This is a genomic window from Faecalibacterium sp. Marseille-Q4164 (assembly GCF_017377545.1).
In the GTDB taxonomy this organism is placed as follows: Bacteria; Bacillota; Clostridia; order Oscillospirales; family Ruminococcaceae; genus Faecalibacterium; species Faecalibacterium duncaniae.
In genome coordinates this window covers 15,477-28,860 of record NZ_JAFREJ010000021.1, presented here as the reverse complement: position 1 = coordinate 28,860, position 13,384 = coordinate 15,477, and the positions used below count along the sequence as shown (strand labels likewise).

Annotated in this window: 11 protein-coding genes and 1 pseudogene; 8 read left to right on the top strand and 4 right to left on the bottom strand. The window is 52.9% G+C overall.

Going from position 1 to position 13,384, the window contains the following annotated elements; translation table 11 throughout:
* Nucleotides 1–312 precede the first annotated feature (312 nt).
* The 5 genes from J3352_RS12815 to J3352_RS12795 all read left to right on the top strand — a co-directional run bounded on the left by J3352_RS12815 (nucleotide 313) and on the right by J3352_RS12795 (nucleotide 5,935).
* A complete protein-coding gene (locus J3352_RS12815) occupies nucleotides 313–702 on the top strand; it encodes an endonuclease domain-containing protein (protein WP_005929530.1) in 390 nt (129 codons plus the stop codon).
* A gap of 250 nt (nucleotides 703–952) precedes the next feature.
* Nucleotides 953–1,189 (top strand): hypothetical protein, encoded by a 237-nt coding sequence (locus J3352_RS12810; protein ID WP_005929527.1) that lies wholly within the window; start codon nucleotides 953–955, stop codon nucleotides 1,187–1,189.
* 24 nt (nucleotides 1,190–1,213) lie between these two features.
* The gene (locus tag J3352_RS12805; RefSeq protein ID WP_005929524.1) at nucleotides 1,214–2,224 is read left to right on the top strand and encodes a DUF4062 domain-containing protein; all 1,011 of its coding nucleotides are present in this window, start codon (nucleotides 1,214–1,216) and stop codon (nucleotides 2,222–2,224) included.
* Nucleotides 2,225–2,247: 23 nt separating this feature from the next.
* Nucleotides 2,248–5,634 carry a DEAD/DEAH box helicase family protein gene (locus J3352_RS12800; RefSeq protein WP_005929521.1) on the top strand — a complete coding sequence of 1,129 codons (3,387 nt, stop codon included), beginning with the start codon at nucleotides 2,248–2,250 and terminating at the stop codon, nucleotides 5,632–5,634.
* A gap of 121 nt (nucleotides 5,635–5,755) precedes the next feature.
* Nucleotides 5,756–5,935 (top strand): hypothetical protein, encoded by a 180-nt coding sequence (locus J3352_RS12795; RefSeq protein WP_242651532.1) that lies wholly within the window; start codon nucleotides 5,756–5,758, stop codon nucleotides 5,933–5,935.
* A 98-nt stretch (nucleotides 5,936–6,033) separates the two neighbouring features.
* Here J3352_RS12795 and J3352_RS12790 read toward each other — a convergent pair whose 3' ends face one another.
* Together J3352_RS12790 and J3352_RS12785 are read right to left on the bottom strand one after the other, a co-directional pair.
* Nucleotides 6,034–8,136, bottom strand: a complete 2,103-nt coding sequence (locus J3352_RS12790; protein ID WP_156066823.1) for a hypothetical protein — start codon at nucleotides 8,134–8,136, stop codon at nucleotides 6,034–6,036.
* Nucleotides 8,133–8,555 carry a response regulator gene (locus J3352_RS12785; protein WP_197036543.1) on the bottom strand — a complete coding sequence of 141 codons (423 nt, stop codon included), beginning with the start codon at nucleotides 8,553–8,555 and terminating at the stop codon, nucleotides 8,133–8,135. Before J3352_RS12785 ends, J3352_RS12790 begins: the two co-directional genes overlap by 4 nt.
* 180 nt (nucleotides 8,556–8,735) lie before the next feature.
* On the opposite strand from J3352_RS12785, the gene J3352_RS12780 reads away from it, so the two are divergent.
* Nucleotides 8,736–9,491 carry a LytTR family DNA-binding domain-containing protein gene (locus J3352_RS12780; RefSeq protein ID WP_347562997.1) on the top strand — a complete coding sequence of 252 codons (756 nt, stop codon included), beginning with the start codon at nucleotides 8,736–8,738 and terminating at the stop codon, nucleotides 9,489–9,491.
* Nucleotides 9,488–10,849: a sensor histidine kinase gene (locus tag J3352_RS12775; RefSeq protein WP_156066821.1), complete on the top strand. Its 1,362-nt coding sequence runs from the start codon at nucleotides 9,488–9,490 to the stop codon at nucleotides 10,847–10,849. The genes J3352_RS12780 and J3352_RS12775 overlap by 4 nt, the downstream gene beginning before the upstream one ends.
* Nucleotides 10,850–11,409: 560 nt before the next feature.
* Here the strand turns inward: J3352_RS12775 and J3352_RS12770 are convergent.
* Nucleotides 11,410–11,562, bottom strand: a pseudogene (locus J3352_RS12770) (transposase); the annotation flags it as partial.
* Between the two features lie 355 nt (nucleotides 11,563–11,917).
* On the opposite strand from J3352_RS12770, the gene J3352_RS12765 reads away from it, so the two are divergent.
* On the top strand, nucleotides 11,918–12,064 hold the full coding sequence (locus J3352_RS12765; protein ID WP_156066819.1) for a hypothetical protein: 147 nt from the start codon (nucleotides 11,918–11,920) through the stop codon (nucleotides 12,062–12,064).
* Nucleotides 12,065–12,427: 363 nt separating this feature from the next.
* Here the strand turns inward: J3352_RS12765 and J3352_RS12760 are convergent, their stop codons facing one another.
* Nucleotides 12,428–13,384, bottom strand: coding sequence for a glycerophosphodiester phosphodiesterase family protein (locus J3352_RS12760; protein ID WP_097786458.1), 957 nt, complete (start codon nucleotides 13,382–13,384; stop codon nucleotides 12,428–12,430).

Below are 13,384 nucleotides of genomic sequence, written 5' to 3'. Positions count from 1 at the left end.
ACAGCTCCCTCTGGGAGGGAGCCTTTTGACAAAGAGGGAAAGTTTCCGGCCCGAGGAAAAGCCTCCCTCCTTGAGGGAGGTGGCGCGGCGTTAGCCGTGACGGAGGGAGTGAGCCGCAGAGCCTTGAAAAGCTGGAATTGATGAAAAAGCGCTGATGCAGGAATATTTTGGGTAACTCCCTCAGTCACCTTCGGTGACAGCTCCCTCTGAGAGGGAGCCTTTATGTGGTGGTAAGGCAAAAGCCTCCCTCCTAGAGGGAGGTGGCGCGGCGTTAGCCGTGACGGAGGGAGTTCCAGAAAGGAGCGCGTCCAGATGTCATTGCCATATCAAGGAAAATTGATCCCTCGTGCAAAAGAATTGCGCAAGGACGCAACCAAACAGGAAAATCATCTCTGGTATGATTTTCTGCGTGGCTATCCCGTGCGGTTTCAGCGTCAGAAAACGATTGATGGCTTTATTGCGGATTTCTATTGTCACGTTGCAAGGCTGGTCGTGGAAGTGGACGGTTCACAGCATTATGATGAGCAGGGACTGGCATACGACAAAGAACGCTCCGCCATTTTTGCCGAATATGGTGTGAAGGTGATTCGGTTTTCTAATCTGGAAATAGAGCAGAGCTTTCAAGAAGTTTGCAGTGCAATTGCTTTGGAAGTCAGAAAGCGGGTTCAGGAACTGGAAGATACTCCCTCAGTCAAAGCCTAGCGGCTTTGCCAGCTCCCTCTGGGAGGGAGCCTTTGGCGTAGCGGTGGGGCAAAAGCCTCCCTCCTAGAGGGAGGTGGCACGGCGAAGCCGTGACGGCGGGAGTTTCCCTGTGAGCACCATGATTCTGGTGAAAATTCTGAAATACATGTCGAAATTTGCATCCTTTTGTATAAAACATTGAAATACCATAAGGTGTATGCTACAATGAGGAAAAATATGGTATTTCGACGATGCGAAAGGAGCACATACGATGAACCAGTTCTACGATCAGATGTTTAATCCGACCTATGTGAATCAGAGCTTTTATCAATCGATTCCATCGCAGACGATGTGGCAGTATCAGCAAGACCAAAATGCAGAGGTTCAAAAGGCTGTAAAAGCAATATATGATCTGTGTGAAGCTGTGAATAAATTGGATGCGGAACATCAGCAACAGGCATTTTGCGTGTGCTTGGGAATAATTGCGGCAGAATTGGGATGGGCATAAAATTATCAGGAATGGAGTAAAAAGATGATTACCACTGATAAAAGATATCAGGTTTTTGTTAGTTCGACTTATGATGACCTACAAGATGAGCGCAAAGAAGTGATGCAAGCTCTTTTGGAACTTGATTGTATTCCAGCAGGTATGGAACTCTTCCCGGCATCCAGCGAAGACCAATGGTCTCTTATTAAGCGCGTCATTGATGATTGTGATTACTATATTTTAATTATCGGTGGTCGGTATGGAAGTGTTGGCCCTGATGGGATTAGCTATACTCAAATGGAATTTGAATATGCTCTTAAAACAGGGAAGCCCATCATTTCATTTGTACATAAAAATCCAGCATCCATACCAACTGGAAAAAGTGAGCAGACTGACGAGGGAAAAAAGAAACTAGAAGAATTTAAAAAACTTGCAGAAAAGAAATTGGTCAAGTTCTGGGAAACGCCGGCAGAACTTGGTTCTGTTGTGTCTCGAAGCATGGTAAAACTAATGAAAAATTTCCCAGCAGAAGGATGGGTAAAAGCAGGCAGTGCAGTTGACGAAAAATCCGTAAAAGAGATTGCACGGCTTCAAAAAGAAAACGAGGCCTTGAGAAAGAAAATAGAAAAAATCAGTGTGGAAGCCCCGGAAGGGACAGCAATGCTTAAACAGGGCGATGATTTGGTAACGCTAGGATTTGATTATAGCGCTAGAACGTACAGAGGTAGCTACATAGATATTGTGGGAGAAATAGATGTAACATGGAATGAGTTATTTGCAGAGGTTTCTCCGATTTTAATAAATGAAGCAAGCGAATCTGATATGCGAGGCGTTTTTGAGAATTTGGCAAGAAAAAAGCCTAATAATGTTACTTCAGAATATTCAGATGTTTCGGTGGATAATATAACTGATTCTTCTTTTGGGATGATTTGCGTTCAATTTAAAGCTCTAGGATATATCCAGCTAAGTGAGAAAAAGCACTCTGATCAGACGTATTGGTCTCTTACAAAATATGGTGAATTTGTCATGACACAGCTGGTTGCACAAAGAAGATAAATTAATCGAAAGGAGCCCTCCTTATGTCCAACTTCTCCTATCTCTCCACCCATCCCGAATACTCCCTCTTCGCCAATTCTGCCATCGAGGCCGAGAAAGTGTTCTCCACCTCCCCGGCGATGTGCGCGGTGGGGTGCCGGAAGGCGTTGGAGCTGGCGGTGAAGTGGGTGTATGCGGCAGATAAAACCATCACGATGCCCTACAAGGACAACCTGCAATCCCTGCTGCACGAGCCGAGCTTCCGGTTCGCGGTGGACCGGGATGTGTGGAGCGTGCTGCCCAGCATCGTGAAGGCGGGCAATCTGGCGGTACATACGGGGCATAGTGTGTCGGCGGCGGATGCAGTGTTCAGCCTGCGGGGGCTGTTCGACTTCATCCAGTGGGTGGATTACTGCTACGGCACGGACTATGTGGAGCGCTCCTTTGACGAAACAGCCATCCCCGGCGAAAAGGTAACGCTGGACGAAAAGAAGATCCGGGAACAGGAAAGCCTGCTGACCCAGAAGGATGCCGAGCTGGAAGCCCTGCGCAAGCAGGTGGAGAGCCTTTCGGCGGCGTACACAGCCAGCAAACAGCAGAACCAGCAGAGCCGCAGTTTTACCGCCGCCGACCTGACCGAGGCCGAGACGCGGCAGAAGATCATCGACATCGACCTCAAGGCCATGGGCTGGAAATTCACCGGGCCGGATGCCGATGTGCGCACCGAGTACGAAGTGGACAACATGAACGGCGCGCTGGGGCAGAAGGGCTATGCGGACTATGTGCTGATGGGCAAAGACGGCTTGCCGCTGGCGGTCATTGAAGCCAAGCGCAGCACCAAAGACCCCAACATCGGGCGCAAGCAGGCTCAGCTTTATGCAGACTGTCTGGAGCAGAAATTCGGCCGCCGTCCGATGCTGTTTACCACCAACGGCTACACCACCTATTTCTGGGATGAGCAGAGCGGCCCGCAGCGTGCTGTAAGCGGGGTGTTCTGCAAGGACGATTTACAGAAACTGATGAACCGCCGCACCGAGAAAAAGCCGCTGGACACCATTGAAATTGACGACAAAATCACCGACCGTTACTACCAGAAAAATGCCATCCGGGCTGTCTGCGCCCACATCGCGCAGGGCTTCCGGCGCAATCTGCTGGTCATGGCTACTGGCACGGGCAAGACCCGCACCGCATCCAGCCTGACCGATGTGCTGAGCCGGGGCGGTCATGTGACCAATGTGCTTTTTCTAGCCGACCGCACCGCGCTGGTCAAGCAGGCAAAGGACGACTTCAAAAAGTATCTGCCCGACCAGTCGCTGTGCAACCTATGCTCCTCTAAGGACGATAAGGCCGCGCGCATCGTGCTTTCCACCTATCCCACCATGCTCAACGCCATTGACAACGCCAAGACCAAGGACGGCGTGCCGCTGTTTTCGCCCGCCCACTTTGACCTTATCATCGTGGACGAGAGCCACCGCAGCATTTTCAAGAAATACCGCGCCATTTTTGATTATTTCGATGCGATTCTGGTGGGTCTGACCGCCACCCCGAAAACCGATGTAGACCGCAACACCTACGACTTTTTCGAGATGGAACACGGCATCCCCACCTACGCCTACGATTACGATACGGCGGTCTACACCGACCATGTGCTGGTGCCTTACTACAACTACGAGGTCAAGACGAAATTCACAGAAGAGGGCATCCACTACGACCAGCTTTCACCGGAGGATAAGGCCCGCTACGAGGACGATTTTGCCGAGGACGACACCCTGCCCACCTTTATCCCATCCGAAAAGCTGAACAAGTTCATCTTCAACGCCAACACCGTGGACACGGTGCTGCAAGATCTGATGGAACGGGGCATCCAGACGGCAGGCGGCGACCGCATCGGCAAGACCATCATCTTTGCCCAGAACAAGCGCCACGCGGAGTTTATCCGGGAACGCTTTGGCAAGCTCTACCCGCAGCTGGAGACCCAGTACCCGGGATTCATCCAGCGGGTGGTCTGCGATGATGCCTATGCGCAGTCCATCATTGACGACTTCAAACAGCCAGACAAGCCGCCGTTTATTGCGGTCTCGGTGGATATGATGGACACGGGCATCGATGTGCCGGAGTGCGTGAATCTGGTGCTCTTCAAAAAAGTACGCAGCAAAACGAAGTTCTGGCAGATGATCGGCCATGGTACACGGCTCTGCCCGTCCCTTGCCTGCGTGGATGCCATCGACGGCGAATATACGGGCAAACGGCGTTTTCTGATTTTCGACTACTGCGGCAACTTTGAATTTTTCCGTCAGAAACCCAACGGTTACGAGAGCGCGGACACCAAAAGCCTGTCCGAGAGCATTTTCTGCAAGCAGGTACGGATTGCCGCCGCGCTGCAGGATGGAGCCTATGCGGACGAAAAATACCAGAACTGGCGTAAAATTTTAACAGAAACCTGCCGTGCCGAAGTGGGAGCGCTGAACCCGGAACTGGTATCCGTGCGGCTGCACCGACAGGCCGTGGAACACTATCAAAAGCCGGGAGCCTTTGTCAGCCTGACCGAAACGGACAAGGGTACTCTGATGAAAGAGGTGGCACCGCTCATCTCGCTGGACGACAAAGATGAAGCCGCCAAGCGGTTCGATAACTTTGTGTATGGCTTGCTGCTCTGTGAACTGGAAGGTCTGCCGGGGCTGGGCCGCGCCCAGAAACAGCTGCGCAATACAGCGGCAATGCTGGAAGGGAAGGCTACCATCCCGCAGGTGCAGGCAAAGCTGTCCCTCATTCGGGAGGTGCAGACAGACGAATTTTTGACCTCGCACGATCTGCTCCGCTTTGAGGAAATGCGGCAGGAACTGCGGGAGCTTATCAAGTTTCTGGTGGACGGTGTAGAAGGGCAAAAGCCTGTCTACACGGCCCTTGCCGACCCGGTACTGGAACAGACTGAGGGCAAAACGCTGGATCCCGGCTACGATTTTGGCGAGTACCGGGAACGTGTGAACCGCTACATCATGGAGCACCGCAGCGATACGCTGGCCATCCACAAGCTGACCCAGAACATTCCGCTTTCCCGGGGTGACTATACCGAGCTGGAACATATCTTCACCTGTGAGCTGGGCAGCAAAGAGGACTATGCACGGGAGTTTCGGGATACACCCTTTGGTCTGCTGGTGCGTAAAGTGGCAAAGCTGGACCACGATGCTGCCATGCAGGCATTTTCCAAATTTATCAATGACGAATCGCTGAATGCAAAGCAGATCGCGTTTGTTCGGAAGGTCATTCATTACATTGAGCAGAACGGTTATGTGGAAAGCAAAGCGGTTCTGATGAAACCACCCTTTGACCAGCCCATTCTGTTTACCCGCCTGTTTGATGGCAAAACAGGCAGTGAACTGATGGATACGATCAATTCGGTGAAAGAGAATGCCACCCATGTGACCGCATAAAGTGGTAGAATGTACTGATAAAAACGGTATAATGGACAAGGAGCGGATAGACGGTTTCCGCAGCGCCTTTGCGCCGGGAGAAACTTTATTCTGGCAGGTCCCTGCTGCGGCAAGGGAGAGAATGGCGTTTTACAGTGAGAACCTTCCCCGCCTTTTTTCTGAAAAAATCACGGCGGTATTTGCGGTGTCCGACCACTATGCGCTGGAATTTATGCGATTTTTGCAGGGACAGGGCATCCGCGTCCCGGAGGAGCTGGTGGAACGGGAAAGCACAAGGAGGCTGCCATGTCAGACTTTATGAGGACCCTTTGCAAAATCGCCATTCCGGTCTGCCTTCAAAAGGAAGCGGAACGCCCGCTCACCGTGGAGATTTGGACACGGTGGGCGGGCGTTTTATGTTTATTTTCCGAGTACAACGGAGAGCCTGATCTCCTTTTCCGCCTCGCTCAGGTCGAGCGCGCCGCCATCGGCGACGGTCACGTGCAGCTCATAGAGCGTACCGGCGGTAAGTTCCGTTACAGCCTTGCCGTCCTCGTCTGTGATCGACCACAGTGCAGGATCGACCTTTGCCAGCTTGCCGTCCACGCCATAGGCGTAGAGGGTCAGACCGGAGGTGCTGCCGGACAGGTTGTTCATACGGAAAGCTACCGTGGTGTTGGGATGTACGTTGCGGACGGTCACAGTGTTGCGCCAGCTTGCAACGGTGCCTTCGCCGCCGTCCTGCGCAAACCGCTCCTGCGAAAGGACGTTTCTTGCCGCCTGATCAAGCTCGACCTTGCGGTAGGGCATTTCGGGCAGATAAACGAAACGGTCCTGCAAACGAAGCAGTTCCAGATAGCCCGTCGGGCAGTAGAGCGCATTGCCGCTGTTGCCGGCATACATTCCAATGGCCATGTTGTTATAGCCGTACTTGTTGGAAACATCCATCGTGAAAACAGTCTCGCCAGTTTCAAAGTCCAGAATGATGTACTGCCACATCCCGGTCGTCACATCCTGCACATAGCCGTAGATATAGCCCGTTGCGGTGGAAAGCTTCAGGATGGAAGTGTCGCTCAGGTCGTTCCGGCTCCAGATGCTCTTCATCTCGTAGCCGTTTGCGGTCTTTACGGTGTCCATGCGCTCGATGCCGGGGGCGATCATAACGTTGCCCTTCATGAGCCAGTTCTGGTCGTAAATATTAGCGTAGCTCTGGATGGAGGAGTCGTTGTTGGGGTCCGCCAGACCTGCATTGCCCGCGCCAAACCAGTTGCAGACGATGGTGCTGACGGTGCCATTGCCGTCGTCATAGACGATGGCAGAGTTCTCAACGGCTACCTGATAGCCCTCGGGCAGATCATCCAGCACCGGGGTGCTTGCCACCACCTCGCCGGTCTTCATATCGAGCGCAAGAAGGTTCACGGGGTCCTGATTGTCGGTGAACAGCACAAGGTTCGGCGTCAGGGTGGGAGAGCAGCCGCCGCCCCATGCAAGACCGCCGCCGGTGGTCTTATCGCCTTCGCCGCTCACCTTTGCACCCGCGCTCTCATAGGGCGTGCACCACACAACGTCTACGCCTTCTTCTGCACGCAGAAGATAGCAGTTCTGGTTGGTGAGGATCACCGCACCGTCCTTGGAGGCGGCGATGCCGTTCTCGGCACCCTCGCCGGGGGTCAGCTCGTAGACAAAGACAGCCTTTGAAAGGTCTGTCTGCTCGCCGTTCAGGATCGCATCAATGGCCGAGCGGGCAATATAGCCGATGACGCCCTGCTGCTGGCGCTGCGGATAAATGCGGAAGCCTCCCGTTGCAAACCAGAGGTTTCCGTCATAGTCAAAGACCACGGACAGAAGATTTTGCGTCAGTTCTTTTCCAAGCGCGGCCTCGGCAGCAGCTTTGATATCAATGTCCAGCACCTTTTCAAATTCCGGCAGAACATTGCCGTTTTCATCCGTTGCGCGGAGCATCAGCACATGGTTGTTGCTCGTGGGGCAGACGATGCGGTTGGATTCGTCAAGGAAGGTATAGGAGCTCTGGATAACGTAACCGCCGCCGTCATGCTGTTTGGGGGAGAAATAGCCGAGCGTCTTTGTCTCGTCGGCGTTCAGGTCTCGGATGGCGATGCCGCCCAGCAGCGGCACAACGGCATGACCGTAGCTGTCAAAGTAGATGGCGGGCGAAGCGTTCGCGTTCGTCGTCTCATAGGAAACGTTGATCTCCGGATAGATGGCAAGCGGCAGGATCTCATCCGTCGAGTCGGTGTTGTAGCCATCGTGATGAATGTTTGCATCGCTCTTGGCCATGTAAGGGTTTTCCTCTACCTGCTTGGGGTTCAGAGCCTTTACCGGCAGCGCCGCAGAGGCTTGTTCCGCTGAAGAGGGCTGTACCGCAGCGGACGGGGCAGCGGGCTGCGAAGCGGCAGCACTGTCTGCCGGCGTCTGTGTTCCGCCGCAGGCAGCCATGGAAAGGCACAATGCTGCGGTCAGCGACAGGCTTAACGCAGAATGGACGATGTTTCTCTTTTTCATAAACCGTTCTCCTTGTTGTGTTCGTTGCGGTCAGGTCGGCGCTGCTCTGCCGGATTTTTTTGATCCAGCCAGATGCAAAAACCCTGCCGCAAAGCGGCTTCGGTCACTGGCTCCAGCAGAAAGTAGTCTGCGCGCAGCCGGAAGGCGTGGAGCGAAAAATTCAGGTCACTGCACCAGATGATGCGCGTTTGGGGACAAAGTGTGCGCAGATGCTCTACCGCGTTCAAGCCATCGACACCCGGCAGGGCGATCAAGGCATTGGTCAGCGGCTCGTTGTGTGCGGCTTCAAAAAAGCTTTCCTGATCGCGGTAACAATCCATTTGGGGAAACAAACAATGCTCGGCGCAGAACCGTAGGAGCTGCTCTGCTAAAAAGGCTTCCTGCGCCATGCTGTTTGTCAGCACGGCGATTCGATGCACAACACCCCTCCTTTCCTTCTGCCGTCGTTGGGGGTTTTTCTGCCTTCAGTATACGGGCAGGCGCAGCCTTTTCAAGGCATTTGGCACGAAAGCCCGGTTTCCGTCACGAAATCCCGTTTTCTGCTGCGACAGAACCAGGCAACTGTGCTATAATCAGGATGAAAGAGTTTATAAAGGAGGTTGGAAGCTATAACAATAGCTTCTTGGTACAGCATGAGATTTGCGATCGTCGATGACCTTGGTACGGAGCGCACGCTGCTGAAGGAGCGCTTGGCACGGCAGCTGCGCCAGCGCGGTACAGAAGTAGAGCTTTTAGAATTTGACAGCGGAGAAGCTTTTCTGGCGGCAGAAGAAGCGCAGCGCTTTACCGCCGCATTTTTGGATATTTACATGGATGGTTTAAGCGGCATGGACGCGGCAAAGGAACTTCGGAAAACAGACGCAGACTGTCTTCTGGTTTTTACCACCACCTCGACAGACCATGCACTCGAGGGGTTTCAGGTACGGGCATTTCATTATTTGGTCAAGCCCTTTTCAGAGGCCGAGTTGTCCGGTCTGTTGGATGAAATGCTCGCAAAACTCCCCCGCCCGGAGCCGGTTTTGACGGTGAAGGTGGATGGCAGCGACATCCATTTGCGCTATCGTGATATCATATCCGCCGAGCATTTCGCCCACATCATCAATATCCGCACCACTGCCGGCAAAACGCTTGCCATGCGCCAGAGTTTCAAGGCGTTCACAGAGCCGCTCAAAAAGGACCCGCGCTTTTTTGTTTGTGGCCGCGGTACGATCATCAATATGGAGAATGCTGCCGATTTTCAGGATGCCGCCTTCTGTATGACGGACGGCAGCCAGGTCTATGTCAGTCAGGAGCTTTTGAAAGCCGCCCGACAGGCGTTTATGGAATTTCTGCTGCAAAGGGGGCGTGTGGGTTGAAGGATGTTCTGCGCCCGATCCTGGAGTTTACCGTTGTGTTTCCCGGCCTGCTGCTCGCGTATTTTCCGGTAGGTTCCTATCTGAAGCTGTCGCCCGCAAAGCTTGCAGCAGGGGCAGTGCCGCTGCTGCTCGGGCTTTGCCTTGGCGGCGGACTGCTTTGCTATTGTTTCAACAGCCCGACTGCGCTCCCCCTGCTGGTTATCACACTTGCGGCGAGCCTTCTGTATGTCAAAACATTGCAGACCTCTCTCTGGAAGTCCGGAACGATTGCGCTGGCGGTCTGCGCGGTGTTCGCCTGCCTGAACAGCTTATCCCGCGCCATCGGCACGGCGATCACACTGCGGCAGCAGCTGCCGCCGGATAAGCCGTGGTTCTGTTTTGCTGCCTGCATTTTTTATAATGCGGTCTGCTGGCTGATCACTGCCGCAGCCTATTATCCCGCCACCCACGCAGTACGCGCAATGGTGGAGGATGACAATTTTGCGCAGACGTGGTATGTGTTCTGGGTACTGCCGCTGGTGTTCATCCTGCTGAACCTTTTTATAACCCCGCGCTACCAGATAACGCTCCGGACAGGGCGGGTCTTGCAGGTCTACATCGTTATGAGCATCGCGCTTTTGTTTCTGATGTTCATGTTCAATGCGATCTTTCTGCTGATGGCAAACAGCCTTAACCGGAATGCGAGGTTGCAGCAGGAAAATCAGTTTCTTTCCATGCAGCAGCAGCGCTATGAAAGCCTGAAAGCCGCCATTGAAGAAGCCCGGCAGGCGCGGCACGATATGCGCCACCAGCTGAATCAGATCTCCGCACTGGCCGAGGCAGGAGATCTGGATAACCTGAAGGCTTACCTTGCAAAAACGGTCTCCCGGATTCCGGATCTGGATATGAATTTCTGCGAAAACCGTGCAGCGGACAGTGTCGTCGGCCATTATTGCGCCCTTGCAAAGCGTGAGGGTGTTCCCTTTTGTGCCAAACTCGACTTACCACAGGTGCTTCCTGTGGACGAGATGGATCTGTGTCTGGTGCTGTCTAATCTTCTGGAAAATGCATTTGAAGCCAGCCTGCGCACCGCACCCGCCCGGCGCAAGATCGCGATCACCGCGTATGTCCATGCCGAGCGGCTTCTTCTGGTCGAAGTGGAAAACGCATTTGACGGCGCAGTTCACGAAAAAAGCGGGGTGTTCCGCTCTTCCAAGCGAAGGGAAAACGGGATCGGCATCCAGTCTGTCCAGCATATTGCAGAAAAGACCGGCGGTGCAAGCACATTTACCCATCAGAATGGCGTTTTCTCTGCCAAGGTCATGCTTTGTGGAGAAAAGCAGCCGCCAGAGACCGCAGACAGCACCACGGAGTTGTAGGGAAAGTGCGGAAAGTAATGCGGGAAGTGCGGAAACTTGCCATATAAAAAAGCAGAAACTTCTTTCCTCAAATGGCAACCTCCATGCTAAAAGTGGCAAGTGACATATACAAAATGCCATTATACAGAAATGCCCACTCCCCTGAGAACTTCTCAGACGAGTGGGCATTTTTCTTCCCGTGTATCAAATTTGACTTTGCGGTCACTCAAACCGCCATCAAGTCATGGATCAAAAATCATTATTTTTCATTTGTCCCAGAGTAAGTGCATGGTTTCTGCACTGTTTTTGCACTGTTTCAAGGGATGCAAGGGGCACTCTGACTTGCAAAATACGACAAAGGATGCAGAAATTACATAGTGAAAAATCACGATGCTTTGCACAAAAATAACGAAAGCTCGAAAGTTTCAAAATCAGAGTGTTCTGCCCGGTGGGCTCTTTTAATCAGAGGGCCAGGGAATCGAGTTCCCTCGAGCGCACCAAAGAAAATTTGTAATTAACCGTTAAAAGACCATAACAAAGCTGCACGGGGGAGCTTTGTTATGGCAGAATGCGGAAAGCTGGATATAATCTCTGGGCACAAGGCTGTTTGCCTTTGCAGTTTCCACAATGCTGTAGATCACCGCGCTGGCCTTTGCACCGGCAGGCGTGTCGCTGAACAGCCAGTTCTTTCTGCCGACAGTAAAGGGACGTATCTGGTTTTCTGCACGATTGGAGGGCTGCTTCTCCATGGAGTCCTCCTTGCTGTGTCTCTGCATTTTTCAGACTGCTTCAAAAATACATTTTTTATGGTACTATTTTCTCACTTTGGAGAGAGCGGGGAAAGACATGGTTTCATTAGGCGGTTCAGAACGGATTGCAGAGAAGCATCTTGTTAAAATTTTTTGAGGCACTTTTTTGTGCAATCACGATATTATCGTGAGCTTTTTCCTGTCGAAAAAGAGAAAATGATGTCTGAAATGATCTGGTTGTTGACAAATCGACAAAATAACCGGTATTATGAGCATATAGCATCCCCTTGGAGAAGTCGTTTCGTTAGATTGAAAATGCCGGTGACAGGAGAAGACTATCATGAAACAGATGCTGAAATGTACGGCAACGATTTTTGCCAGCATCCTGGTTGCGCTTTGTCTGACGAGTTGTACGCCTGAAAAGGTTGTGGAAGTGGTTCGGGAAGTTGAGACGGTGCGCATTTGGATACCGTGTCAAACGAGTTGAGCCAAGAACTGGTGAAAAACGGCGATACGAATGCCTATTAAGTTTCATATTTCAAAAACGTTGCGTATGAAAGTGAGTATTATGAATCGATAAAAAGACGGTTGATTCTGGAAGAAATTAACGATCATGTGGTTCAGATAGAACCGCTTGAGCGTGAGTTTGAAAGTGCAAAAGTTCAGGTCGGATTTGCGAGCGTACAGATCGATGAAATGACCTATGGGATCATTATATTCCAGATACCGACAGTAAGACCGGCAGAAGCAGAAACGGCCGGTATGTTTTCATAATGATTTTTGCATTCTGACATAACAAAACGTTCCCGTGCAGTTTTGATATCCTGCACAGGAACGTTTTGTTATTTTCTTATTTTTTTATTTCCTCATTCACCCATTCCCGCACGCGGTCAGGCCGGTTGGTGACGATGCAGTCAGGGCCAAGGGGCAGCAGGGAACGGACAGCGTCCTGGGTGTCCACGGTCCAGAACGCGGCCTGGATGCCCATGGCGTGGAGCTGGTTCACAAGCTCGGGGTTGGAATAGGCGGTGTGGTACTCGCAGCTGACGATGTCCACAGGGAAATCCAGCGTTTTGATGTAGGCAGCCACATCCGCCTGCTCCTCCAGATGGCCGATGACCTGCTCCACGGTCTCGCCGGGGAAGTTGGCGCGGAGCATATCGACCTTGTCGGCCACCGTGCGGTAGATGAGATTGTTCCGCAGGTCGATGCAGTTTTCCTCGCTGAAGGGCTCGTCCATGCTGTTCACAAGACCCAGATCCTTCCACACCACCGGCGGAGGCAGCACCATGCTGAGGAAGGCGCCGTAGGTCAGCGCGCCTACCTTCAGCTCGGGCATCAGCTGCTTTGCCTGCCGCAGCTGAGAGTGGTGGAAGGAGATGAGGGTGAGCCGATCGGTGAGCCCGGCGGCGCGGACTGCATCCAGCACCCGGGGCACAAAGTCGGGGTCGTCCTCCAGTGGGCTTTTCAGTTCCAGCTGTACCTGGGTGCCCTCCATGCCAGCGCAGAGCTCCAGCGCTTCCTGCAGCGTGGCGATCCTCTCGTTGGCGTAGATGGCATCTTTCCAGCTGCCGAAATCCAGAGCCTTCAGCTCGCCCATGGTCAGGTCGTAGATCTGGCCGGAGATGTCGGTGTGCATGTCCACCATATAGTCGTGGTGGATGACCAGCTCGTTGTCGTAGGTCTTCTGTACATCCATTTCCACGCCGTCCGCGCCAATCTCCATCGCCTTGCGGAAGGCGACCAGCGTGTTCTCAGGGGCCAGATAGGATGCACCGCGGTGCGCAATGATTTGGGGTGTCGTCAT